This is a genomic window from Pedobacter cryoconitis (genome assembly GCF_001590605.1).
GTDB lineage: Bacteria > Bacteroidota > Bacteroidia > Sphingobacteriales > Sphingobacteriaceae > Pedobacter > Pedobacter cryoconitis_A.
The window spans coordinates 1619138-1643089 of record NZ_CP014504.1 but is presented as its reverse complement, the minus strand read 5'-3'; the positions used below and the strand labels follow the sequence as shown (position 1 = coordinate 1643089).

The 23952-nt window shown below is 38.2% G+C and carries 25 protein-coding genes; 12 read left to right on the top strand and 13 right to left on the bottom strand.

What is annotated here, in order from left to right; all coding sequences use genetic code 11:
- Positions 1–43 precede the first annotated feature (43 nt).
- Positions 44–1069: a glycosyltransferase family 2 protein gene (locus AY601_RS07020; protein WP_068398442.1), complete on the top strand. Its 1026-nt coding sequence runs from the start codon at positions 44–46 to the stop codon at positions 1067–1069.
- Here the strand turns inward: AY601_RS07020 and aroQ are convergent.
- Positions 1044–1463 (bottom strand): type II 3-dehydroquinate dehydratase, encoded by a 420-nt coding sequence (gene aroQ, locus AY601_RS07015; RefSeq protein ID WP_068407275.1) that lies wholly within the window; start codon positions 1461–1463, stop codon positions 1044–1046. The genes AY601_RS07020 and aroQ overlap by 26 nt on opposite strands.
- A 42-nt stretch (positions 1464–1505) precedes the next feature.
- Between aroQ and xerD the strand changes: the two genes are divergently transcribed.
- Positions 1506–2405: a site-specific tyrosine recombinase XerD gene (gene xerD, locus AY601_RS07010; protein ID WP_068398439.1), complete on the top strand. Its 900-nt coding sequence runs from the start codon at positions 1506–1508 to the stop codon at positions 2403–2405.
- Here xerD and prmC read toward each other — a convergent pair whose 3' ends face one another.
- A complete protein-coding gene (gene prmC / locus AY601_RS07005; protein WP_084359139.1) occupies positions 2406–3248 on the bottom strand; it encodes a peptide chain release factor N(5)-glutamine methyltransferase in 843 nt (280 codons plus the stop codon). It lies immediately after the preceding gene.
- 83 nt (positions 3249–3331) lie between these two features.
- Here prmC and ribD point away from each other — a divergent pair, with 83 nt between their 5' ends.
- From ribD to AY601_RS06980, 5 genes are all read left to right on the top strand, one after another.
- Entirely contained in the window at positions 3332–4387 is a 1056-nt protein-coding gene (gene ribD / locus AY601_RS07000) for a bifunctional diaminohydroxyphosphoribosylaminopyrimidine deaminase/5-amino-6-(5-phosphoribosylamino)uracil reductase RibD (RefSeq protein WP_068398432.1), read from the top strand.
- Positions 4384–5247, top strand: coding sequence for a DMT family transporter (locus AY601_RS06995; RefSeq protein WP_068398429.1), 864 nt, complete (start codon positions 4384–4386; stop codon positions 5245–5247). Before ribD ends, AY601_RS06995 begins: the two co-directional genes overlap by 4 nt.
- Complete coding sequence (locus AY601_RS06990) at positions 5237–5851, top strand: IMPACT family protein (RefSeq protein ID WP_068398426.1); 615 nt, start codon at positions 5237–5239, stop codon at positions 5849–5851. Before AY601_RS06995 ends, AY601_RS06990 begins: the two co-directional genes overlap by 11 nt.
- Positions 5852–5885: 34 nt before the next feature.
- On the top strand, positions 5886–6758 hold the full coding sequence (locus AY601_RS06985) for a nucleoside phosphorylase (RefSeq protein ID WP_068398423.1): 873 nt from the start codon (positions 5886–5888) through the stop codon (positions 6756–6758).
- A 76-nt stretch (positions 6759–6834) separates the two neighbouring features.
- Positions 6835–8064, top strand: coding sequence for a multidrug effflux MFS transporter (locus AY601_RS06980; protein WP_068398420.1), 1230 nt, complete (start codon positions 6835–6837; stop codon positions 8062–8064).
- 13 nt (positions 8065–8077) lie between these two features.
- On the opposite strand, the gene AY601_RS06975 is transcribed toward AY601_RS06980, so the two are convergent.
- Entirely contained in the window at positions 8078–8890 is an 813-nt protein-coding gene (locus tag AY601_RS06975) for a mechanosensitive ion channel family protein (protein WP_068398417.1), read from the bottom strand.
- A 131-nt stretch (positions 8891–9021) separates the two neighbouring features.
- Here AY601_RS06975 and AY601_RS06970 point away from each other — a divergent pair, with 131 nt between their 5' ends.
- Entirely contained in the window at positions 9022–9342 is a 321-nt protein-coding gene (locus tag AY601_RS06970) for a hypothetical protein (protein WP_068398414.1), read from the top strand.
- A gap of 93 nt (positions 9343–9435) precedes the next feature.
- On the opposite strand, the gene AY601_RS06965 is transcribed toward AY601_RS06970, so the two are convergent.
- Entirely contained in the window at positions 9436–9819 is a 384-nt protein-coding gene (locus tag AY601_RS06965) for a hypothetical protein (RefSeq protein WP_068398411.1), read from the bottom strand.
- A gap of 19 nt (positions 9820–9838) precedes the next feature.
- A complete protein-coding gene (locus tag AY601_RS06960; protein ID WP_068398408.1) occupies positions 9839–10705 on the bottom strand; it encodes a sigma-70 family RNA polymerase sigma factor in 867 nt (288 codons plus the stop codon).
- A 222-nt stretch (positions 10706–10927) separates the two neighbouring features.
- On the opposite strand from AY601_RS06960, the gene AY601_RS06955 reads away from it, so the two are divergent.
- Together AY601_RS06955 and AY601_RS06950 are read left to right on the top strand one after the other, a co-directional pair.
- Positions 10928–11389: an Lrp/AsnC family transcriptional regulator gene (locus tag AY601_RS06955; RefSeq protein ID WP_068398405.1), complete on the top strand. Its 462-nt coding sequence runs from the start codon at positions 10928–10930 to the stop codon at positions 11387–11389.
- A gap of 152 nt (positions 11390–11541) precedes the next feature.
- Positions 11542–12417: a lysophospholipid acyltransferase family protein gene (locus AY601_RS06950; RefSeq protein WP_068398402.1), complete on the top strand. Its 876-nt coding sequence runs from the start codon at positions 11542–11544 to the stop codon at positions 12415–12417.
- Here the strand turns inward: AY601_RS06950 and AY601_RS06945 are convergent.
- From AY601_RS06945 to AY601_RS06925, 5 genes are all read right to left on the bottom strand, one after another.
- Positions 12407–13912, bottom strand: coding sequence for a malate:quinone oxidoreductase (locus tag AY601_RS06945; RefSeq protein ID WP_068398398.1), 1506 nt, complete (start codon positions 13910–13912; stop codon positions 12407–12409). The genes AY601_RS06950 and AY601_RS06945 overlap by 11 nt on opposite strands.
- A gap of 197 nt (positions 13913–14109) precedes the next feature.
- On the bottom strand, positions 14110–15354 hold the full coding sequence (locus AY601_RS06940; protein WP_068398395.1) for a glutamate-5-semialdehyde dehydrogenase: 1245 nt from the start codon (positions 15352–15354) through the stop codon (positions 14110–14112).
- Positions 15355–15402: 48 nt separating this feature from the next.
- Entirely contained in the window at positions 15403–16479 is a 1077-nt protein-coding gene (gene proB, locus AY601_RS06935) for a glutamate 5-kinase (RefSeq protein WP_068398392.1), read from the bottom strand.
- Between the two features lie 33 nt (positions 16480–16512).
- Positions 16513–19137: an MGH1-like glycoside hydrolase domain-containing protein gene (locus AY601_RS06930; protein WP_068398389.1), complete on the bottom strand. Its 2625-nt coding sequence runs from the start codon at positions 19135–19137 to the stop codon at positions 16513–16515.
- A gap of 52 nt (positions 19138–19189) precedes the next feature.
- Positions 19190–19537 carry a hypothetical protein gene (locus AY601_RS06925; protein WP_068398386.1) on the bottom strand — a complete coding sequence of 116 codons (348 nt, stop codon included), beginning with the start codon at positions 19535–19537 and terminating at the stop codon, positions 19190–19192.
- A 147-nt stretch (positions 19538–19684) separates the two neighbouring features.
- On the opposite strand from AY601_RS06925, the gene AY601_RS06920 reads away from it, so the two are divergent.
- Together AY601_RS06920 and AY601_RS06915 are read left to right on the top strand one after the other, a co-directional pair.
- Positions 19685–20137, top strand: a complete 453-nt coding sequence (locus AY601_RS06920; protein ID WP_232324711.1) for a DoxX family protein — start codon at positions 19685–19687, stop codon at positions 20135–20137.
- A 221-nt stretch (positions 20138–20358) separates the two neighbouring features.
- Positions 20359–20793: a YtxH domain-containing protein gene (locus AY601_RS06915; RefSeq protein WP_068398380.1), complete on the top strand. Its 435-nt coding sequence runs from the start codon at positions 20359–20361 to the stop codon at positions 20791–20793.
- Positions 20794–20867: 74 nt separating this feature from the next.
- Here AY601_RS06915 and AY601_RS06910 read toward each other — a convergent pair whose 3' ends face one another.
- The 3 genes from AY601_RS06910 to AY601_RS06900 form a co-directional block, all read right to left on the bottom strand.
- Complete coding sequence (locus tag AY601_RS06910; protein WP_068398377.1) at positions 20868–21179, bottom strand: hypothetical protein; 312 nt, start codon at positions 21177–21179, stop codon at positions 20868–20870.
- Between the two features lie 2 nt (positions 21180–21181).
- A complete protein-coding gene (locus AY601_RS06905; RefSeq protein ID WP_068398374.1) occupies positions 21182–21898 on the bottom strand; it encodes a pirin family protein in 717 nt (238 codons plus the stop codon).
- An 85-nt stretch (positions 21899–21983) separates the two neighbouring features.
- Complete coding sequence (locus AY601_RS06900) at positions 21984–23852, bottom strand: TonB-dependent receptor plug domain-containing protein (RefSeq protein ID WP_068398371.1); 1869 nt, start codon at positions 23850–23852, stop codon at positions 21984–21986.
- Between the last annotated feature and the right edge of the window lie 100 nt (positions 23853–23952).

Genomic DNA, 23952 nt, shown 5'->3' with positions numbered 1-23952 from the left:
TTGATCTCCATTTTTTTATGAACGTAAACGAGAAATTAAGCGAATGTCAGAGCCGAGTGTAGCTGTTGTGATCCTCAATTGGAATGGTAAACAATTATTAGCTGATTTTTTACCCGGAGTAATTAAAACCAGGTATCCGAATCTTCAGTTAGTTGTAGGTGATAATGCATCGACAGATGGATCTGTTGATTTTGTAAGCGCTAACTTCCCTGATATACAAGTAATTGTCAATGACCGTAATTATGGATTTGCGGAGGGTTATAACCGGATTCTTGAGCAGGTAAGCGCTGATTATTATGTTTTACTGAATTCTGATGTAGAAGTTCCTGAAAACTGGATTGCACCGGTAATCAAAACTATGGAAGCAGATTCCCGGATTGCGGCTGCTCAGCCTAAAATTAAGTGGCAGAAAAATAAAACTAAATTTGAATATGCTGGCGCTGCAGGTGGTTTCCTTGATATTAACGCTTTTCCTTTTTGCAGAGGAAGAATTTTTGACCAGGTTGAGGATGATCTGGGGCAATACGATGATGCTAAGGAAATTTTTTGGGCAAGTGGCGCGGCTTTCTTTATCAAAAGGGCACAATGGGAAGAAACAGGAGGCTTAGACCCTGATCTTTTTGCGCATATGGAAGAGATTGATCTTTGCTGGCGTTTAAAGAACCTCGGCTATCAGATTGTCTATTGTCCTGATGCAGAAGTTTACCATGTTGGTGGTGGTACTTTAGCCGCAAACAGTCCATATAAGGTATTCCTGAACTTTAGAAATAACCTGATGATTATGCAGAAAAATCTGCCTGCTATGGAAGCAATATGGAGTATAACACTCAGGATGACTATTGACCTTGTTGCCTGGATGCAATTTCTGATTAAGGGTGAAACTAAATTTGCATTTGCTGTGAATAAAGCACATTTTCAGTTCTTAACTAATCTCAGAAAGACAGGCGCTAAAAGGAATAAGACGCAATTAAGTTACTCCAAACACACCGGTGTATATCATTCCAGTGTGGTCTGGAGTTATTTTATAAAAGGAACCAGAAAATTTAGCCAGCTAAAAGACTTTCGATAGCCAGACGATAGCCGTCTAATCCGAAACCGGTTAATACCCCTTTGCAGTTTTTTCCGGTCAGGGAAACATGACGGAATTCTTCCCTGGCATAGATATTAGAAACATGTACTTCAACAACGGGTGTATTAATACCTGAAATTGCATCTGCAATGGCTACTGAAGTATGGGTATATCCTCCGCCATTCAAAATGATACCGTCATATGAAAAGCCAACCTCATGCAGTTTATTAATCAGCTCCCCTTCTACGTTACTTTGGAAATAGTCAAGTTCTATATTTTTGTATTTATCTTTTAATTCTGTAAAGTATCCCTCGAAACTTTTGTTTCCGTACACTCCTGGTTCGCGTATGCCCAGCAGATTTAAGTTAGGTCCGTTAATAATCTGTATCTTCATCCTTTCAAACTTAGACTTAAAAACTAATAAATAAAAATCCGGGTGATTAATTATCCTTACCATAATGCATTTAAGGCCTACTTAAAGCTGGAACGCGGACTTGCTGAAAACTCTGTTGATGCATACTTGAATGATGTTGCCAAACTATTTCAGTATTATGAAGTTATTGGTGAAGAGTTCTCCGTTAAAAACATATCTGACAGTGTATTACATAATTTCATTAAATGGTTGAGTGAGTTGGGAATGCTGGCAAACACACAGGCCAGGGTCATCTCAGGGCTGAAGTCTTTTTTCCATTACCTGATGTTGGAAGGGCTCATTGAGATTGATCCTTCTCAGCAGCTTGATTCTCCTAAACTAAGCAGAAAGCTTCCTGATTTATTAAATGTGATAGAAATTAATGCTTTGATTGAAGCTGTAGATGCTTCCAAACCCGAAGGGATGAGAAACAAAGCAATTTTAGAAGTACTGTATGGCTGCGGATTAAGGGTAACTGAATTAATCACTCTTCGTATTTCAGACCTGCATCCTATACAAGAATACATTAAGGTAACGGGTAAAGGAAATAAAGAAAGGATTGTTCCTATCGGAGGGACCGCATTAAAATTCATTGCTATTTATCTGAGCCAGGTTAGAGTGCATTTAGCTATTAAAAAAGGAAATGAAGATTATATTTTCCTCAATAGAATGGGTTCCAGGTTATCACGGATTTCTGTATTTACGATGATTAAAGCACTGGCAACAGCAATAGGCTTAAAAAAGAGTATCAGCCCGCATACATTCAGACATTCTTTTGCAACTCATTTAATTGAAGGCGGTGCAGATTTGAGGGCTGTACAAGAAATGTTAGGGCATTCAAGTATTACGACTACAGAAGTATATACCCATCTGGATAAGGATTATTTAAGAGGTGTAATTACACAATTTCACCCCAGAACGTAATTATAAATTACAAGAAATCATCCTGTCTTTGCCTTGCATATCTTTTCTTAAAATTATAGCAGTGAACCCTTTAGACGAAAGCATCTCTACTGTTTCCTTACCTAGATATTCATTAATCTCAAAGAACAGTTTTCCTTTTGGTTGCAGGTTGATCAGCGCGAAGTCGGCGATACTTTTATAGAATAGTAAAGGGTTTTCATTGGTCACAAATAAAGCCAGATGTGGTTCATAGGCTAAAACGTTCTGATGCATTTCTTGCTTTTCGTTTTCAGTGATGTAAGGTGGATTACTTACAATCAAGTCGTATTTGGACGGACTGTTATAGGTCAGAATATCTGAATGAATGAAATTGATAGCAGCAGTATTTAGTGTTGCATTTTCTCTGGCTACCTTTAATGCATCAGCTGAAACATCGAGTGCACTAACTTCTGTTTGTTCAAGATTCTTTTTCAAAGTGATTGCGATACATCCGCTACCGGTACCAATATCCAGGATACTGGAAACAGGTTGGCTCTTTACCGTATCCATGATCCATGCGATGAGCTCTTCAGTTTCTGGCCTTGGAATCAGAACAGCTTCAGTGACTTTAAATTTAAGGCCATAAAACCAGGCTTCTGCAAGGATATGCTGCACAGGCCTTCCTTTTTTCAATTCCACCAAAATAGTGTTGTAAGCAAAAGACTGTTCAGGGTTTAATAATTCCTTAGCATGGATCAACAATTGAGCACGATTCCATTCTGATACCTGCCCGGCGGCCAGACAAAACAATTGCTTTGCTTCTTCCTCACCATACAATGCGGATAGCTCTTTGATAAAGGATTGTTCTAATTGCTTAACATTCATTAAATGCAAAAGTATTAATAAATGTTGCATCTCTGTGGTCGAAATATTTCAATAGCTCATAAATTGAAGCTATTTTTGTCCTTATGAGCGATGAATTGTACATGAAACGCTGTCTGGAGTTAGCAGAAATGGGTAATGGTCAGGTAAGCCCAAATCCATTAGTAGGTTGTGTAATTGTCAGCGGAGGAAAGATTATAGGAGAAGGTTATCACCAGAAATATGGTCAGGCTCATGCCGAAGTTAATGCTATCCGTTCTGTCACAGACCAGTACGGTGAACAGGCGGCTGAATTATTAAAAAATGCAGTTGCTTATGTAAGTCTTGAACCCTGTGCGCATTTTGGAAAAACACCTCCATGCGCTGATTTACTGATTCGCCATCAACTTAAAAAAGTAGTGATTGGCAACCGTGATCCTTTCCCTGATGTAGACGGTAAAGGAATAGAAAAGTTGAAAAATGCAGGTATAGAAGTAGTTTCAGGAGTACTTGAAGAAGCGTGTTTTGAAGTTAACCGTCGTTTTTTTACAAGAATTGCCCAACAACGTCCTTACATCATTTTAAAATGGGCCAGAACAGCGAATGGGTATTTTGCACCTAAGAATTCAGTACAACAGTGGATCAGTGGTCCGCTTTCAAAAAAACTAGTTCATAAATGGAGAACTGAAGAAGATGCTATTCTGGTCGGTAAACAGACCGCTATAGCAGATAATCCTGCGCTTAGTGCAAGAGAATGGCCAGGGAAAAACCCGATCAGGATCGCTATTGACCGTAAACTCGAAATACCAGCAGACAGTAAATTATATAATCAGGATGCTAAAACCATTATATTTAATGAGCAAAAGACTGCTGTAGAAGGTAATATCCATTTTATTGAAATGGAAGACATGCAGTATTATCTACCTCAGAAGATTGCCTATCAACTATATTTGATGGATATACAATCTATTATCATTGAAGGTGGCGCAAATATTCTGAACCAGTTTATCTCTTCTGGGTTGTGGGATGAAGCAAGAGTCTTTAATTCTACTACAAGCTGGGATACTGGCATACATTCCCCACAGATCAATGGGAACATCATATCAGTTACACAAGTAGATAAGGATCAGTTAACTATATATAAAAACTATACCAATAAATGATATATATATTACTCAGCATCAGCTGCAGCGTGACCGTAGCAGTCTTGCTAAAACTGGCAAAGCGCTACAATATTCATGTGCTGCAAGCGGTAATGTGGAATTATCTGGCGGCCATAATCCTTAGTTATATTTTCTTCAGACCAGAGTTAGCTCAGTTGGTGAGCGTCCCTACAACCCTTGCAATTGCAATCGGCGTACTGTTACCTGTCTTATTTCTTATACTGGGGGCTTCGGTCAGAAACATAGGAATTGTGAAATCAGATATCGCACAGCGTTTATCCTTATTCATTCCTATCCTGGCTTCTTTATACCTTTTTGGAGAAAACTTTGGTGGGCTCAAGGTGGCAGGACTCGTAGTTGGCTTTGTAGCTATTGTATTCACATTATCCCGCAAGTCATCTGTTAAAGCGGAAACAAGTTCCCTTGTCTATCCTATTTTAGTTTTTATAGGATTTGGATTGATTGATGTTATGTTTAAAAAACTAGCTTTAGATAAATCTATTCCTTATACGAGTACATTAATGGTCATCTTTTGTATCTCATTTATAATTGCAGCACTGACTTTGGGATATGTTGTGATCGTCAGAAAGAAGAAAGTCGAGTTAATCAATTTCTTTTGTGGCATGGTACTGGGCTCCTTCAATTTCGGAAATATTCTGTTTTATATGAAAGCACACCGGGCAATGGCATCAAATCCTTCTACAGTATTTGCCGCTATGAATATGGGCGTCATCATTTTAGGAAGTATAATTGGTATAATCTTGTTTAAAGAAAAAGTAAGTAAGTTGAATTATATCGGTATAGCCATGGCTCTTGTGGCCATTTTATTAATTACATTATCACAAAAATATGCTGTTTGATGATACCTATAAGACGATAGATCATCCTGCAGAAGGAGTCTTTAAAGATAAAGGAAGTAAATTTATCGCTTTTGCCTACCCGCTGATTTCAGAAAATGAGGTTAAAGCACACCTGGTAAAATTAAAAGCTGAACATACAAAGGCCAATCATTTTTGTTATGCTTACCGTCTTACACCTGATAAAAGTGTTTACCGTGTAAATGATGACGGCGAGCCTTCTGGCACAGCGGGCAGACCCATCTTAAACGCCTTATTATCAGCTGGTCTGACTAATATACTGGTTGTTGTAGTTCGTTATTTTGGGGGTACTTTGTTAGGCGTTCCTGGTTTAATTAACGCTTATAAATCTGCTGCTGTTGAAGCAGTTAATGTAGCAGTGATTGTCGACAAGACAGTTAATGATATTTATCAGCTTAAGTTTGATTACCTGATCATGAACGACGTGATGCGTATGGTCAAAGAAGAACAGCTGACTGTGCTTGATCAACAGTTTGATAATGAATGTACCATCAGATTCGAAGTTAGAAAATCTCAATTGAATAAAGTTTTACAAAGAGTCGAAAAACAGTCAGGTGTTGAAATAAAATACCTTGGCACTGTTTAAAACCTTAATTTAGAATATCATTAACACAATTACCATGCAAAAATTATCAGAAGCAGACTTAGTCATCAATCCGGATGGAAGCATCTACCACTTAAATATACTCCCTGAAGATGTTGCAGATACAGTAATCACTGTAGGCGACCCTGACAGGATTTCAGAAATAACCAAACATTTTGACCGCATTGAGCTTAAAAAAGGAAAAAGAGAGTTTTTAACACATACAGGATATATAGGTACAAAACGCATCACTGTAATTTCTACCGGAATCGGTACTGACAACATTGATATTGTTATAAATGAGCTGGATGCATTGGTAAATGTAAATTTCGAAACTCGTGAGGTCAAGGAAAAGTTAACTTCATTAGCTATCATCAGAGTGGGGACATCTGGCGCTGTACAACCTGACCTGCCAATGGGAACTATCCTGGCTTCTACTTTCGGACTTGGTCTGGATGCTTTAATGCACTATTATGTCCATGGGGTGCCAGAGGAAGAAAAAGGGCTTTTTGAGCATGTAAAAACTCATTTTAAGGATTTGCATGCGGTTAATCCTTACCTGACTTCGGCAGATCCGGTATTATTGAGTACCATCGGAAAAGGAATGGAACAAGGAATTACTGTAACAGCACCTGGCTTTTATGCCCCTCAGGGACGCCAGGTAAGAGCCCAGAATGCGGTACCAGATTTTATTCAGAAACTGAATACCTTCAACTATGAAAACTATAGAATTACTAACCTTGAAATGGAGACTGCCGGTATTTATGCCTTAGCAAAAGTTCTTGGACATAGAGCCCTTTCAATTAATGCTATATTAGCGAGCAGAGTAAACTATCAGTTCAGTAAAGACCCAAATTCAGTTGTAGATAAGGCGATTAAGGTTGTCTTAGAAAGAATTACAGCTTCTTAATTAATTACAAACTCAGCACCTGTTCAACAAATGGGTGCTGAATCATATTAATCGCGAATTTTCGCAATAATCTTCAATGACAAAAAAAAAGCACTTCTTCCTAATTCTCTTGTTAGGCTCACTCACTGCATTGGGCCCATTTTCAATCGATATGTATTTGCCGGGCTTTCCTGCAATTGCTAAAGATTTAAATACTTCTATTGCGCGCGTTTCTTTATCATTATCTGGTTTTTTTATAGGAATTTCACTTGGACAGTTACTTTACGGGCCATTGTTAGATCGTTTTGGCAGAAAGAAACCGTTGTTTATTGGGCTGGTTATTTATATCCTTGCATCTTTGGGTTGTGCTTACACCAAAAGTATTGATGCCTTGATCCTACTCCGATGTATACAGGCATTAGGCAGTTGTGCTGCTGCGGTAGCTTCAATCGCTATGGTCAGGGACCTGTTCCCTGTTCATGAGAATGCTAAAGTATTCGCGTTATTATGGCTGGTTGTAGGTGTTTCGCCAATGATTGCGCCAACGATTGGCGGTTATGTGACTTCTACTTATGGCTGGCACGCTGTGTTTTTAGTGTTAATGTTGCTTGGTCTGCTAAATCTGATTGCGAGTGTTGCTGGACTTCCTGGTACTTATAAACCTGATACGACTATTTCTTTAAAACCCAAACCTATTATAATGGGTTTCATTGCTGTTTTAAAAGAGCCGCAGTTCTATACTTATGCTTTTACGGGAGCAGTAGCATTCGGAGGACTCTTTGCTTATATATCAGGCTCCCCACTGCTATTTATGAAGATTTTTGCAGTAAGTGAGAAAACTTATGGTTGGATCTTCGCTTTCTTATCCATCGGTTTGATTGGCGCCAGTCAGGTCAATACATTGATGCTTAGAAAATACAGTAGTGAACAACTTATATTTGGCGCATTGACCTGCCAGGCAATTACTGGCGTAGTATTCCTTATTGGGAGTATTAACGGCTGGTTTGGTTTAACAGAAATCATCATTTTACTATTTATATTCTTAAGTTGCCTAGGCTTTGCCAGCCCAAATGCTTCTGCACTTACTTTAGCACCTTTTACCAAAAATGCAGGTAGTGCGTCTGCTTTAATGGGAGCCATACAGATGGGACTGGGTACATTAGCATCTGTTGCTGTAAGTCTGTTTGATGCACATTCCTCAGTACCAATGGTATCGATTATGGCATCAACGTCTATTCTTGCGCTGGCTATTCTCTATTTTGGGAGAAAGAACATTAAGCACAAAGTAGAACTGGACAAGGATAGTGCTATGGTATCTTTTCATTAATAGCTTAAATTAATTATTTGGGGGCAGTACCTGGAAGCGGGATGCCCCCTTTTTTGAATGCATCCATCAGTTTCTCCTGAAACTGGAGTTTGGCATCGTTAAAGCCATGAGATTTTAGCCAAACACTGATCATTACTTTATACCCTGTTTCTTCCAGCATTGAAATTCCTATTCGATGTGTTGGTTCTTTGAGCAGATCTGATGAGTCCTGAATGGTTTGTACGGCCAGTTTAGCCAGCTGATCATAATCTATACCATAACTAAACTTAATTTCGATGTCGAGCCTGCGGCTTCCTTTAGTGCTAATATTGATAATAACTTCATTTGATAACTTTCCATTCGGTATAACTACAGACCGGTTATCAAAGGTTGTAACCGTTGTATAAAAAATTGCAATATTAGTTACAGTCCCCTCCTGTCCCTGTGCAATAATATTGTCTCCAACCCTAAATGGCTTAAGCATTAAAATAAGTACCCCACTTGCGAAATTCTGTAATGTCCCAGACAGTGCAAGTCCTGCTGCAACACCTAAAGCACCAATTAATGCTGCAAATATTGTCATTTGTATGCCGATAAATTGCATGACTGTAAAAACCAGCAATATACGAAGTGCTGTAACTGAAAGGCTGATGAAAAAAGGCTTTAAAGAAGGATCAACATCCTTGTTATAAAACCTTTTTTTAATCCATCCGGAGAAAATATTGATGAGCCATAATCCAACTGAAAGGACTGCTATGCCTATAAGAATATTAGGTCCTTTTTCTACAAGCCAGGTAATTGCTTTATCATAAAGTAAGTCACTATTGTTCTGTGCAGCTAATTTCATAATTGAGTCTTTAAATCCTTAATTGCTCAAATAATAACGTCATCTCAACTGAAAAGTTTAGGATTTCCCAGGATTACAAAACAAAAAGGTGGCACAAATGTTGAATTCATATAGAAACAATAAAGAAAAACATGTTAAACAAAATCACTCATAACTTAACCATTTTAGCCGCTAAGAAGATTTTGACAACTAATAATGCAGAAAATCTGGGTACAGCCAAAAGGCTGGTATCAATTATAGCCGGCGCTTATATTTTTCAAAGGGGTATCAGGTGTTTTTATAAGCATCCGGTAATAGGTTTACAAGAAACCTTTTTGGGAGGTTTCCTGATGTATGAAGCCGTAAAGGGCATTAAAGATACCTATCCTGCAAAACCAACTGACCCTTCGCAAATAAGAAGTAATCAAATACAGGGAAATGACCCTAACTCACCGGTCCCAGCCTTTGTTTAGCGCCTGGGACAAGAAGTTAAACAGTTTGCATACGCAAGTTAAACCACTTTGATGCGCAGGTAAATCATTTCATTATAGTTTGATTTACCTGTTTTAAGTTCCAACAATCATTTTGCCAAGTCTTTCATAAAATACAGCCAGGCTACCCATTTCTAAATGAATTATCTTGCAATGTTTGTATAGGTACGCTTCCCGTTCAGATAGATACAATTTATCATCTAAATACTTCAGTATATCTATTATCCGTATATGTAAGCCATAAACCTGACAAAGATGGAAGTTTAAATATTTGTCAGCATGGCTCCCAAAAATCAGAATATCTCTGGAAGCTGAAAATCTGATCCGCTGTAATTCAGTTAAAAGATAATTTTCTTCATTCAGTTCCTTTAGAGGCCTCTCAATGTTTTCTATTTTATAGACTAATTTGGTTAGCAAATCAAGTTCATTATAGCTTTCTGCTAAATATAAATATGGCATAAGTTCTCTTTCTTCTGATTTATGAATTTCTGGTTTTATGATAGACTTTTCCTTTGTGGAGCTTTAATCTCAGTTTTTTTATTCCACCATCTTTTAACTGCCTGATACGCTCCCTGCTTAATTTGAAAATCAATGCAATATCATCGAGTGACAGCGGGTGCACTCCTTCTAAACCAAAAAATAAACTCAGCACCTTTTCTTCTCTCCGGGTTAAAATCTTTAAAAGCTGACTGGCTTCTATTCTATCGGAATCGAGAATAAGTAAATGATCAGGATAAGGCTGATGAGCTGGTGTTACTTCCAGTAATGTATTGCTAAAGTCGGGTTTTAAGATTTCATCCAATGACATACACCTGCGTACCTTACTTAAATAGCCGGCTACCTGCTGAGTTTTAATGTCCATTTCTCCCGCAATTTCATCAGCGGTTGGCAGACGTTCCAAACGCTGTTCCAAACAGGATATAGTACCATTTATTTTAGTAATAGAGTTGATCATATTTATTGGTAAACGAATAATACGCGTCTGCTGGGAAATGGCGAGCATTATAGCTTGTCTGATCCACCATACTGCAAATGAAATAAATCTGAATCCTTTGGTATTGTCAAAGCGCGAAGCGGCTTTAATCAAACCCAGATTCCCTTCATTGATTAAGTCTCCAAGACTCAGCCCGCGGTGCTGATATTGTTTTGCTACTGAAATTACAAACCTCAGGTTGGTTTTTACTAAACAATCCAGCGCAGCCTGATCTCCGTCCATGACTCTTATAGCGAGCCGGACTTCCTCATCAATAGTCAGCAATGGTATCCGGCCTACTTCCAGAAGATATATATTAAGGGATTCCATGTCTCTGCCAGTGATGGCATACTCAATCTTTAGTTCTCGCATATATTTAGGTTATTGAGTAAAGTTGTATATAAGAATCGAATAAAGAAAGTTGACGCTATTAATCCGATAAATTAACGTTTATATGAATGTGAGCCGGATATAATCCAGTTCAGGACTATTTAATAAACGATTAACCGTACAACAAAATGTTTATTTAAGATTAACATATTTAATTAATTAAACATTAATGCCCTATATTCACGAATTACAAAAACAATAATTATGGAGAAGAAGCTTGACAGAATAGATATTTCTATTCTTAAACTTTTACAAGGGGATAATTCACGTCCGCACAAACAGATTGCCGGGGTTTTAAACAGATCAACTACGACTATTAGTGACCGTATCAATAAATTAAAGACAGAGGGTTATATTCTAACATCAGTAGCAGTACTGAGCCGCAGAAAATTAAAACAAGAAGTGCTGGCTTATATTCATCTCAAACTGAGTCATTGTTCTGATGAAATCATCAATACATTCAAAGAAGATATTTCCAGGATTAAAGAGGTTTGTGAATGCTGTGCAATTACTGGAGAATATAACATGAAGCTAAAGATTGTCACCACCGATAATACATCCTTTTCAAGTATACAAAGAAACATAGCCAACATCAAAAATGTACAGGCTCTTGAAAGTTATGTAGTACTTGATGATATTATTACTGACACCGGATTCTTTTTTTAAGTGAATAAACCGGTTTCCGGAGAATAAAATCGAGGAGCCGGTTTAAAATACGTTCTGCTAAACTTAAATTAACGGATAAACTGCTGAATTTCTAAAAAAATGTAACCTAAGAAGGAGGAAAAAAAATTAAGTTTGTACCTTAATCAATTTTAATGTTAAAAAAGGCCGCCTCTTACCTAGCAATTTTTTTTATTTACGTGCTCTCTTTGTTGCCCTTACCAGTACTCTATGTAATTTCCGATTTTGTATATTTATTGGTTTACTACGTATTAGGATACCGCAAAGCTGTAGTCAGGTTAAATCTTAAAAATTCTTTCCCGGAAAAAGGAGAAGAAGAGCTTCTGGCTATAGAAAAAGAATTCTATAAATACTTGTCGGGCCTTATTTTTGAAATTATTAAAATGGCTTCTATTTCCAGCGGCCAACTGCGCAGACGCTTTAAGTTTAAGAATATTGACCTTATTAATGCATATTTTGAACGTGGAGAAAGTGTACTGGCCTGTTCAGGTCATTATGGGAATTGGGAATGGGGGGCTTTATCAATCGGGCTTGTGTTGAAATGCGATACTTATGCAATTTATAAACCATTATCCAATAAAGTCTTCGATGCTTTCTTTCAAAGAATAAGGACCAGGTTTGGAAATAAAGTGGTACCCATGCGTCAAACCCTAAGGGTATTGACAGAAACTAAAGAAAAACCGACTATGTTTTTATTTGGTAATGATCAGGCACCGCCAAAAAGTGAATCTCATTACTGGACTTCCTTTCTGAATCAACAAACTTCAGTTCAGCAGGGAATGGAGAAAATTGCTATAAAAACAAAGAGACCAGTGTTTTATATTCAGCTTACAAAAGTAAGAAGAGGATATTATGAAGTGGAGTGCATGCCTATATGCCCTAATCCCGCCGAAACCCCTATAAATGAAATAACCCAGAAGCATACCCGCCTGTTAGAAAAACTAATTGAAGACGAGCCTGCTTACTGGTTATGGAGTCATAAGCGATGGAAACATCAGCCTACTCAGTAATTTGAAGATTAAGTGCATGTGTAGTCTGAGCACGGATATTTCTGCAAAGTTGTGAATCGTTACTTAAAGTTTTGCCATACGAAGGAATCATTTGCTTAAGCTTGGTTTGCCATTCTTCGCTTTCCATTTCTTCTTTAAAACAACGCTTCATCAGGGTGATCATGATAGATACAGCAGTTGAAGCACCTGGCGAAGCGCCCAATAAAGCAGCAATTGAGCCATCGCCCGCAGCAACTACTTCGGTACCAAATTCAAGGATACCACCATGTTTTTCATCCTTTTTAATAACCTGCACACGCTGACCAGCTGTTTCTAATTCCCAGTCTTTCATTTCAGCAGCGGGAAGATATTCTCTCAATGCTTCCATACGATCTTCAGGAGATTGTCTGACCTGATCTATCAGATATTTTGTCAATGGCAGATTATCAAGACCTGCTGCAATCATTGGACGGATATTATTTGCTTTGATAGAAAGTGGCAGATCAAGTAAAGAACCATTTTTCAGAAAGCGCGTAGAGAATCCTGCATAAGGGCCAAAAAGTAATGCTTTTTTACCATCGATCATCCTGGTATCCAAATGAGGGACAGACATTGGAGGAGCCCCTACTGATGCCTTACCATAAACTTTAGCATGATGATGCTCAATTACAGCCGGATTAACACATTTTAACCATTGTCCGCTAACCGGAAAACCGCCAAAACCTTTTCCTTCAGGAATATCAGATTTCTCTAATAAAGGTAGAGAACCACCACCAGCACCAATAAAAACAAACTTAGCTTTTACTGTTTTTCTTTTACCAGTTTCTTCATCTTTCACTTTAACTTCCCATAAACCATCTTTCTGTTTCAGTTTACGTACTTCCTGGTTGAAATCCATTGCTACATCAGGCTTACTTTGCAAAGTGGTCAGCATCATTCTGGTCAAAGCACCAAAATTTACATCTGTACCCAGCATCATCCTTGTAGCAGCTACTTTTTCTTCAGGGTTTCTTCCTTCCATCACCAAAGGCATCCATTCTGCCAGTTGTTCAGGATTTTCAGAATAAGTCATCTCCTTAAACAATTCGCATTCTTGCAAATTATTAAAACGTTTATTCAAAAAGGCAACATTCTCCGCTCCCCATACAAAACTCATATGCGGAATACTTTTAATGAAAGTTTCAGGAGAACTAACCAATTTATTCTGTACCAGGAATGACCAGAATTGTTTCGATACTTCAAAAGATTCAGCAATAGCTACAGCCTTATCAGTTTCTACTGTACCATCTGCTAATTGAGGGGTATAATTTAATTCACAAAAGGCCGAGTGGCCCGTTCCTGCATTATTCCAGGCATCAGAACTTTCTGCTGCCGCGACATCAAGCCGTTCAAAAATTTGTATGGTTAAATCCGGTGAGAGTTCCTTGAGTAGTACACCAAGTGTTGCGCTCATAATACCGGCGCCAATTAACACAACGTCAACTGCTTTATCTGAATTAGTACTTTTACTGGTCATGAAAGGATAGATAATTTATTCTCTTTATATCGGCCACAAAATTAATATAATGACCGGGAAAAGAGCCCTAAATTTCAATTTAATAAGTAATATTTTTACCAGTATCTGATAAAACATAAAATTGATCCTGATTCTGCCTCGATTTTGAGTTAGAATTGTCAGGATCAGGTCTTTTTACTAAAAAAATATGCTGAAAATCAGCGAATCTGTCCGTCACCCCTCACTACCCATTTATAACTTGTCAATTCTTTAAGTCCCATTGGACCTCTCGCATGAAGTTTCTGCGTACTAATCCCAATTTCAGCACCAAGGCCAAACTGCCCGCCGTCGGTAAAAGCAGTCGAGGCATTTGCATAAACCGCAGCTGCATCTACAACATTCAGAAATGTAAGCAATTGATTTTCATCCTCAGCAATTATAGCTTCACTATGTTTAGAGCTATAACGCGCGATATGCGATAAAGCGCTTTCCAGGTTTTCTACAGTTTTAATGGCCATTTTATAATCCAGAAACTCTGTTCCAAAATCCTCAGGACTCGAATGGTGCAATAAATGTTCAGGGTATAGTTCTTCTAAAGCTTCGAAGGCTTCAGTATCCGCATAAATATGAACAGATTTCGCTGCCAAAGGTGCAACTAAAGTATAAAGATCATCCAGGCGTGCGGCGTGGACCAGCAGACAGTCCAATGCATTACAAACACTTACTCTTCTGGTTTTAGCATTAAAAATAATTGCCTTTCCTTTTTCTTTGTCCCCCGATAAATCAAAATAAGTATGGACTATCCCCGCCCCCGTTTCAATGACAGGAACATTGCTATTTTCGCGGACATAGCTGATCAGCGCCTGACTACCTCTTGGGATCAAAACATCCACAAAGCCTGTTGCATTTAAAAGTGCAGCAGTTGCTTCTCTTTCTGACGGCAGTAGTACCGCAACGTGAATATCCACGTCATGTTTGAGCAGTACCTGATGAATGATTTTAATTAAAGCCTGGTTAGAAAACTCAGCATCACTTCCTCCTTTTAATACCGCTACATTCCCTGTTTTAAAGCAAAGTGAGAAAACATCTAAAGTCACATTAGGCCTGGCCTCATAAATAACACCGATCACTCCTAAAGGGACTCTGATCTTAGACAAATGTAAACCGTTTGGAAGCGTATTTGCCTCTATAACTTCTGCAAGCGGGCTTTCCAGTTGAGCCACATTTAATATTTCCTGTGCAATATCAGTTAACCTTTCTCTGGTTAGCTTTAACCGGTCATACTTGGGGTCCTCTGCAGACATCCGCTTTAGATCAAGATCATTTGCAAACAAGATGTCTTCCGTAAACAGTTTCACATGTGCAGCAAGATCTTTTAGGATTTCATTAACCGCCATTTGATCTAAACGGCATAAAGTACGGCTCGCTTTTAAAGCATTTTCAAAATATAACTGGTATTCCATTTCCTTTTCGTTTAGAACCGGTATGTTGTTTCGCCGGAATTTACTGTATTAGCTTACAGCATAAAAATAATTATAATGAACTAAAGATTTATGTCCCTTTTGTCCTATTCTTTCTTTCGCTTTATCAGAACCGTAATCTGCTATTCCCAAACCGATCAGCTTTCCATGCTCATCCAGTAAGCGGATAATATCCCCTTTTTGAAATGAAGACAGGATTTCTGTTATCCCAATTGGCAATAAACTGCGGGCCTGACCAGAAATCAGTGCTTCTGCAGCTCCTTTATTCAGCTGAACACTTCCTGTGGCAGAATGCTCAGAATGTGCAATCCACTTTTTCTTTCCCGAAGTATTCTTTTCCGGTACAAAATAGGTATGATCCACCTTTTGAGCTATTAAATCAGTCAGAATATTGTTTCGCGTGCCATTGGCAATATAAACCGGAATACCCAGTTTTGCGACTTTCTGTGCCATCCCTAATTTAGTGACCATTCCACCTCTTCCTAACCCAGATTTAGTCGTATTTATGAAAGAACCAATAGCATCATCCTTTTTGATTTCTCTGATTACACTGGAGCCTGGTGATTTTGGATCTCCGTTATAAATACCATCTACATTAGAAAGGATAATCAATGCATCTGCCTCTAACATAGAAGCTACCAGCCCTGCCAGCTCATCATTATCTGTAAACATCAACTCAGTAACGGATACAACATCGTTTTCATTGATAATTGGAATAACCTGGTGTTTCAATAAGATAGAAAGGCAGTTTTTAATATTTAAATAGTGTTTCCGGTCACGAAAGTCTTCCTTAGTGACCAATACCTGTGAACAAAGCATCTGTTGCTTCTCAAACAGGGACAAATAAGTATTAATCAGCTTAATTTGTCCAATAGAAGCTAAAAGCTGTCTTGCTGCAACGGCATCCTGTTTTTCAGATATACCGATCATACTTCTGCCAGCAGCTACAGCGCCAGAAGAAACTACAACTACCGCAATGCCAGCTTTTTTTAGACTGATAATTTGTGCGACAAGGTGTTCAATCCGTGCATTATCTGGTAATCCATCAGCTTGTGTGAGGACATTTGAACCGATTTTAACAACGATTCTTTTATAGGCAACAGCCATAAATTATGGAGCGTAAAGGTTGAAAATAAAGAACTAAAGAAGAGCAATCAAGCCTGTCCAGCCAGTCTGATGACTAGCGCCAAGCCCTTTGCCATTATCCCCATTGAAATATTCATGGAATAATATATAATCTTTAAAATGCGGGTCATGGTTAAACTTAGGGTTCCCACCCGATACGGGTCGTTCACCAGCCTCATTTTTCAGAAAAATGCACTTTAACCTTTTACTTAATAAAGCCGCGATTTCTTTAAGACTTAGAAACTCGCCGGAACCAGTTGGACATTCCACTTTAAAATCATCAGTGTAATATTCCTGGAAATTTTTAAGAGATTCAATAATCAGGTAATTGACAGGCATCCACATGGGGCCTCTCCAATTACTATTCCCGCCAAACATGCCAGAATCGCTTTCAGCAGGGATATATTTCACGGTATAATCCATGCCATCCAGTTGATAATTAAAAGGATAGGCACAATAAGCTTTAGAAACAGATCGGATACCATAATCTGAAAGAAATTCATTCGGATCCAGCATGCGTTTCAGTAATAATTTCATCCGATGGCCTCTTAACAGCGAAAGTAAATGCTGGTCACTCCCTTTAGTATCTGTCCAATGGCTTACCAGTTGAACCAAATCAGGCCTTTGGAGCATAAACCACTCCAGACGCTCCTTTAATTTTGGCAGTTTACCCCACTTGCGCTCATCAAATACAATCTGGGCAAACATAGGAATCAGCCCCACCAAGCTTCTCAGGCGCAGTCTGTCAGCAGATCCATCTGGTTTTCTTAGCATATCATAATAAAAACCATCTTCTTCATCCCACAAACCTATCGCATCCTCTCCCATATTAGAAATTGAACCCGCGATATATAAAAAGTGTTCAGAAAATTTGATAGCCATACTTTCAAATACATCAAAATGAAGTGAAAGCTCCATACTGATTTGCAGCATATTCAAGGCATACATGGCCATCCAGCTAGTTCCGTCAGCCTGTTCCAGAAAACCGCCACCAGGTACTGGCTGACTCCGGTTAAATACCCCGATATTGTCAAGACCAAGAAAACCACCCTCAAAAATATTATTTCCTTCACTATCTTTCTGATTTACCCACCAGGTAAAATTGAGCAGTAGTTTATTGAAAACCTCTACCAGGAAATCAATATCTCCTTTACCCTTAACTGCCTTATCTGCAAGATATACATGCCAGGTTGCCATCGCATGGACCGGCGGGTTTACATCGCCAAAATCCCATTCATAAGCAGGCAATTGCCCGCTTGGATGCATGTAATTGGCACTAACCATTAATCTTAACTGTTCTTTTGCAAAATCAGGATCTAAAGGCGCAAAGCTGATACAATGAAAAGCAAGATCCCATGCTGCAAACCATGGATATTCCCACTTATCCGGCATAGAAAGAATATCATTAGCCACAAAATGTTTCCAGTGTGAATTTCTGCCAGTTCTTCTTTGTTTAGGTGGAGCGGGTTGTCCTGCATCACCATTCAACCACCTATTCACATCAAAACTGTAAAACTGCTTGTTCCAGAACATTCCAGCCCAAGCCTGACGCTGCATAGACTTTTCATCTGCATTAGTGCTGTCAGCTTGTTTAACTGCATAAAAAGTGTCGGTCTCTTGCAAACGAAGGGAAAAGATATCCTCAAAATCGTTAAAAGGCTGCGCTATTTTATTCTTGCTAAACCTGATTCTGATTGTGCTGCTTTCACCAGCAGGAATAGTTAGATGATACCATATACCTGCCTTTGTTCCTAAATTATCAGGATTAACTGCATTTTGATTTCCATTAACGATATACTCATTAATTCCGTCTTTCACATAACGGCTCACATTATCAGATTGATACAGACGTTGGTTATTGGTTTCATTATCTGTAAAAAGAAATTTCGGATTACCATCTGCATAACAATGGTAATCTCCAATAGGATCAGACCTTAAAAGCAGGGTGTGATTACCCTGGTTCAGGATTTCAGGTTTAGCTCCATGTTGTCCATCAAACCAAGTATTCCGATACCAGATCTGAGGAATTACATCGAGCGTTACCGGAGCAGCACTTCTGTTAAATACAGTATATTTAATCAGCAGGTCTTCTTCTTTATTTTTAGCATATTCAATAAAAACATCCCCGTATTCATCATGATCGAACAAACCAGTGTCAATCAATTCATATTCTGATTCTGTTTTGCTCCTCTTCGCATTTTCACTCAAGAGCAATTCATAAGGAAAAGCTTGAAAAGGATATTTATACAGCATTTTCATGTAGCTGTGTGTAGGGCTGCTATCCAGGTGATAGTATAACTCTTTTACATCCTCTCCATGATTTCCCTGGCCATTGGTCAGGCCAAACAGACGCTCTTTAAGAATAGCATCCTTACCATTCCAAAGCGCCAGTCCAATACATATATTTTGCTGGTCATCACTAAAACCACCTATTCCGTCCTCACCCCAGCGATAGGCTTTACTCCTTGCTGAATCATGGGTTGTATAGTCCCATACTTCTCCATTAGAACTATAATCTTCTCTAACTGTTCCCCATTGACGGTCAGACACATAAGGGCCCCACTTAAGCCAGTTAGCTTCTTGATTATAATGACTGGTGAGGCGTTGCTGTTCCGGATTAAGCTGATCTTTGGAGTTCATATTTCAATAATAACGATTGTTAAGCGAATTAAAGAAAGGATCACACAATAGCTTAATTTTTTACAATCTCCGTATCTTGAAGATCAACGATCATTGAGGATATTTCAACAGTAAACCATTCCTGGAAAACTTTATAAGTACGTTTCTGAGGCCAGTCATTCTCATCCGTATGATAGTCTCTGAGTTCATTTTTAAATAGCTGATCAAAGTTTTTCTTTAACCAGCTTTCTATTTTGGCTTTTGTTTTCTGTTCCTTGATCAGATATACAGTTCCCTCATCATTATCTATTACAGGAAATTCAGGATCTACATAGTTAATCCAATCATAAAATGGTTTTTTCGCTTTGATCAGGACTGCGTTCCTATTGATGGTTTCGTAATATAATGTGGGCTCGATCATTTATAATTTATAAGGATACAAATTTATTTAATTTAATCTGTTATCGGGCATATTAATCCAGAGGTTACAAAAGCAATATAATTAACCTTCTATAACTTGATATACAAGACATTATTCCGTATATTGATATAACCAAAATATAACATCATGATGAACCTACTATCAAAAATTCAGGACTGGGGGGATCACCACCATCCAAAATGGCTGGACTATCTTAGAATAGTTTTAGGCATAACACTGATCTGGAAAGGAGTTGCATTCGCACTCAATTTACACGCATTTACCGTCCTGATGGAAGATTCGGGTTTGGGTACAGCGGTCTCCATCAGTTTAATAGCACATTTAATCATAGCACTTCATATTATTGGCGGTTTGCTAATAGCGTTAGGGACACATACAAGGCTGTTTTGTCTGTTAATTATCCCAATATTAATGGTGGCCGTCTTTTATGTTAACTTCCCACAGCAACAAATATTCAGGCCTTATTCAGAATTCTGGCTTTCCTGCCTGGTTCTTGCCGGTTTGATTTGCTTTTTAATTGAAGGAGATGGTGTATTGTCCATTGAAACAGTTGGAAAATCTGTTGCTTCTGAAAGCTAACAGTTCAACCTTATATGATAGCGGCCTTCTGATTCATCAGAGGGCCGTTTTTTTTGTGTGATTTGATGCTGCCAGCAAGTTAAAAGCTTTTATATTATTTATTTTTCGAAAATATCCAAAATGGACTGGTTTTTGAACAGTATAAACTGTAAGCATAATTACAACAAACTTGTTTACCAACTTGAAATTAATACAGTTTAATCATAAAAAAACTAATTACCATGGATTACAAAAAATTAATTAATGACCACTTAGGCAAGCAAACTGATAAAACTCCTGTTGTTGTAGCTTTATTAGCTGGATTAGCAGTTGGGGCAGCCTTAGGCGTATTATTTGCACCAAGCAGCGGATCAGAAACCAGGAACCTGTTAGCAGATAAAACTAAAGATCTTGCAGACAATGCAAAAGATAAACTGCAGACCTATAAAGAAAAGCTAAAAGACGGTGCGGACCAAATAGCTGACACTGCAAAAAATAAATACCAGACTTACGGTGAGAAATTGCAAAACGGAGCTGATGAACTTGTTGATTTGAAAGATAGAGCAGTAGAAACTGTAAAATCTAAGTTCAACGATGCAAAAGATGATATCAACGATGCTAAAGAAGAAATTAAAGATAAAGCGAGCACTGTAAGAAGTGATATAGAGAACGCTTAATTTATTCTGGTTAGAATATAAATCATAAAAAAACCGGCAGATTGCCGGTTTTTTTATGATTTATAGCATCTGGTTTAAGTTCTGGTACCCAATGCACTATGAATTTCTGCATAAAGTAGGCCGCTCCCACCACCATAATGCGGAATAATATGTATTGCCGGATGTATCTTTTTGATTTCCGTCTTCAGTCTTGCCTCTTCAGGCTCAGCTAATCCACCACCAAGCAATACTATAGCGTAAGCATGAGATTTACATTTCGCAATAGCTTCTTCACATCCCAAAACACCCTCAGCATACCATGCATTTTCTGCATTCAATAACCTGAGTATAGTCTTTAAAATATCTTCATGCGTACCAACGACTAAAATCTCTGTCCTATTTTCCATAATTAGAATTCCATAGGAACATCCATAATTAAAAATTCAGCAGCTGCTGATGCTTCTATAGAGAAACTATCAGTATCCCAGATACCAAAGCCATCTCTTGCAGACAATGGCTGACCATTGATCTCAATATCACCTTCCAAAACAAAGATATAAGCACCATTTCCTTTTTTCTGCAAAGAATAAGTGATCTGGCTTCCTTTTTCCAGTTTTCCTAGATTAAACCAGGCATCCTGATGAATCCATACACCAGCATCCTCTGGATTTGGCGATAAAATCTGTACCAAAGTATTTGGTTTTTCAGGAGTATCAATTTTTACCTGATCATACCTTGGTTCTACATTCCTTTTATTCGGGAATACCCAGATCTGCAAAAATTTAACTCTCTGATCTTTGTTCTTATTATATTCTGTATGGTACATTCCGGTTCCTGCACTCATGACCTGGATCTCACCCGGTTCAATAGTTCCGATATTACCCATGCTATCTTTATGTTCTAATGCCCCTGATAAAGGGATAGAAATAATTTCCATATTGTCATGTGGATGTTCTCCAAAACCTCTTCCCCCATCTACTGCATCATCATTCAAAACTCTTAATGCACCAAAATTAACTCTTTCAGGATTATAGTAACTCGCAAAGCTAAAAGTGTGATAACTTTTTAACCATCCGTGATCTGCTCCGCCTCTTGAGGCTGCAGTATGCAAAACTGTTTGTGCCATATTCTTATTCTTTTGGTTTGTTATACAAATTTACTTCCAATAATCTCCCTGCATCTTACCATAGAATAAGAAATAAATAAAAATGCTATAAAGCAATTTTATAACCCAATGTCGCCCATACACCGGGCATAGGGACTGCTCCAGCCTGTATAAAGTTCACATCAAAGATGTTAGAAGCATCTGCATAAATACTGCTGCGCTTTAATTTATAACTCAATCTTGCATCCATTACCGTATAATCTTTATAACTGATCCGTTCACAATACCTTGCTGTTACAGTTAAAGCCATTACTTTCAAAAACTCCGCATTGACAGTAGCGGTCAATTGATTTTTCAAAGATTCTACAGCATAACGGGAGATATTGGCTTCAAGTAAGGTTGTTTTGACCTTAGGGTTAAGATTCGTATAAGCCAAACCAAATCTTAAGCTATTGAAAGCAGAATTCTCCAGTGCTCCGGTATTATAATCTGCACTTAGCGTATATCCCATAGTATTCAGTTCACTAAAATTCTTAGGTTGCCATGGATCTGTTGTTTTGTCCTTTACCCAATCAATGAAATTAGTAATCCTGCGTTTAAATAAACTCGCATTTAAGACAAAATGTGTAGAATTATATTTAATTCCTCCTTCAGCGTAGCGCGATTTTTCTGGCTGTAACTGGTCATTTCCAATATTAGTTGGCCCTTTGTAGTAAAGATCAGTAAAAGTCGGTAAGCGTTGTCCTGTTCCAACATTCACAAAAACTTTCCAATTTCCATAAAAGTTATACCCAGCATCAATTCCAGGAAAAGCCTGCCAACCATAATCAGAATTGTAATTCACGTAACTCCCTACGTTTACTAACAGGTCCTTTACCAGGTCAAACTTGTATTCTCCATATATACCTGCATTATCCCTGTTTCTCTTGCCCAGGTTTGTACTGTTGATTTTCTCTTTTCTTGCTTCAAGTCCCAGACCAAATTCACCGATTCCAGTTTGAAAACTATTGTTCAGTTCAGCACTCAATACCTGGGTAACATGATGATTGTGGAATTTATCAGGGGTTTGTTTGATGTATAGATAATCATCAACATTGTTTCTATAACTCAATCTTGGCATCAGGCTCCAGAAAGAAGTCAGCTGTGTTTTATAAGCCACTGCTGCAATCGCTGTTTTTACTGTTTCTTCGGCTTCCCTATCACCAGGAGCTGAATAATAACCATTTGCACCAAATTTATTATGGATATAACCACCGGTAATTTCCAGTTGATCTGTTTTTCCTACACTGACTTTACCTTCGTAAAAGAATTTCTGATTATTAAAAGCAGTGTTATAGCGATATCCATTTCCAGCTTCCTGTCCGGCAGAAAATAAATGACTGGATTCTTTTAACGCCAATGTCCCGGTCGCGCGGATACCATAATTTGCATAGGTATCTCCACTAACTTCATCCTTTTTAAAACTACTTCCAGTAAATACATTCGCAGAAACACCTGTTCTGGTCACCGCTTTAGTCACAATGTTGATTGCTCCCGTTAAAGCATTGGTGCCATATATGCGCGATGCAGATCCCCTTAAAACTTCGATATGATCGATATCGTCAACGGAAATAGGTAAATTCATTATATTGTGTCCCGTCTGAGGATCTGAAACTTTTACCCCATTGATTAAAACAAGAGTCTGATCAAAAGTTCCACCATCAATACTGATATCAGCCTGTACCCCACCAGGTCCGCGCTGACGAACGTCAACCCCTGTAACATAGCTCAACAATTCACTAATCGACCTTGAAGGCAAATTCTTAATTTGCTGGTTGTCAATTATCCAGATATTACGATTTTGTTTAGAGAATGGAAGTTTCAGACGGTTCTCTCTAACCATCACTTCACTTAAATTTTTTGTGGTGTCACTTTGTGCCGTTGCATAACCCGCAGACAGACATAATGTAACCAACATAGGTATCATTTTCTTCATATTCGATTAAAATTGCAGCGAATATAGGCAATACGTAATTACATTGTTTAGAACTCTTCTATTTAACCAATCAGAAGATTTAATTTATTGATTAAAGAGA

Coding starts and splice junctions, on each gene's coding strand:
- AY601_RS07020 (WP_068398442.1), top strand. CDS start 44: ATGTCAGAGCCGAGTGTAGCTGTTGTGATCCTCAATTGGAATGGTAAA.
- aroQ (WP_068407275.1), bottom strand. CDS start 1,463: ATGAAGATACAGATTATTAACGGACCTAACTTAAATCTGCTGGGCATA.
- prmC (WP_084359139.1), bottom strand. CDS start 3,248: ATGAATGTTAAGCAATTAGAACAATCCTTTATCAAAGAGCTATCCGCA.
- ribD (WP_068398432.1), top strand. CDS start 3,332: ATGAGCGATGAATTGTACATGAAACGCTGTCTGGAGTTAGCAGAAATG.
- AY601_RS06995 (WP_068398429.1), top strand. CDS start 4,384: ATGATATATATATTACTCAGCATCAGCTGCAGCGTGACCGTAGCAGTC.
- AY601_RS06990 (WP_068398426.1), top strand. CDS start 5,237: ATGCTGTTTGATGATACCTATAAGACGATAGATCATCCTGCAGAAGGA.
- AY601_RS06985 (WP_068398423.1), top strand. CDS start 5,886: ATGCAAAAATTATCAGAAGCAGACTTAGTCATCAATCCGGATGGAAGC.
- AY601_RS06980 (WP_068398420.1), top strand. CDS start 6,835: ATGACAAAAAAAAAGCACTTCTTCCTAATTCTCTTGTTAGGCTCACTC.
- AY601_RS06975 (WP_068398417.1), bottom strand. CDS start 8,890: ATGAAATTAGCTGCACAGAACAATAGTGACTTACTTTATGATAAAGCA.
- AY601_RS06970 (WP_068398414.1), top strand. CDS start 9,022: ATGTTAAACAAAATCACTCATAACTTAACCATTTTAGCCGCTAAGAAG.
- AY601_RS06965 (WP_068398411.1), bottom strand. CDS start 9,819: ATGCCATATTTATATTTAGCAGAAAGCTATAATGAACTTGATTTGCTA.
- AY601_RS06960 (WP_068398408.1), bottom strand. CDS start 10,705: ATGCGAGAACTAAAGATTGAGTATGCCATCACTGGCAGAGACATGGAA.
- AY601_RS06955 (WP_068398405.1), top strand. CDS start 10,928: ATGGAGAAGAAGCTTGACAGAATAGATATTTCTATTCTTAAACTTTTA.
- AY601_RS06950 (WP_068398402.1), top strand. CDS start 11,542: ATGTTAAAAAAGGCCGCCTCTTACCTAGCAATTTTTTTTATTTACGTG.
- AY601_RS06945 (WP_068398398.1), bottom strand. CDS start 13,912: ATGACCAGTAAAAGTACTAATTCAGATAAAGCAGTTGACGTTGTGTTA.
- AY601_RS06940 (WP_068398395.1), bottom strand. CDS start 15,354: ATGGAATACCAGTTATATTTTGAAAATGCTTTAAAAGCGAGCCGTACT.
- proB (WP_068398392.1), bottom strand. CDS start 16,479: ATGGCTGTTGCCTATAAAAGAATCGTTGTTAAAATCGGTTCAAATGTC.
- AY601_RS06930 (WP_068398389.1), bottom strand. CDS start 19,137: ATGAACTCCAAAGATCAGCTTAATCCGGAACAGCAACGCCTCACCAGT.
- AY601_RS06925 (WP_068398386.1), bottom strand. CDS start 19,537: ATGATCGAGCCCACATTATATTACGAAACCATCAATAGGAACGCAGTC.
- AY601_RS06920 (WP_232324711.1), top strand. CDS start 19,685: ATGATGAACCTACTATCAAAAATTCAGGACTGGGGGGATCACCACCAT.
- AY601_RS06915 (WP_068398380.1), top strand. CDS start 20,359: ATGGATTACAAAAAATTAATTAATGACCACTTAGGCAAGCAAACTGAT.
- AY601_RS06910 (WP_068398377.1), bottom strand. CDS start 21,179: ATGGAAAATAGGACAGAGATTTTAGTCGTTGGTACGCATGAAGATATT.
- AY601_RS06905 (WP_068398374.1), bottom strand. CDS start 21,898: ATGGCACAAACAGTTTTGCATACTGCAGCCTCAAGAGGCGGAGCAGAT.
- AY601_RS06900 (WP_068398371.1), bottom strand. CDS start 23,852: ATGAAGAAAATGATACCTATGTTGGTTACATTATGTCTGTCTGCGGGT.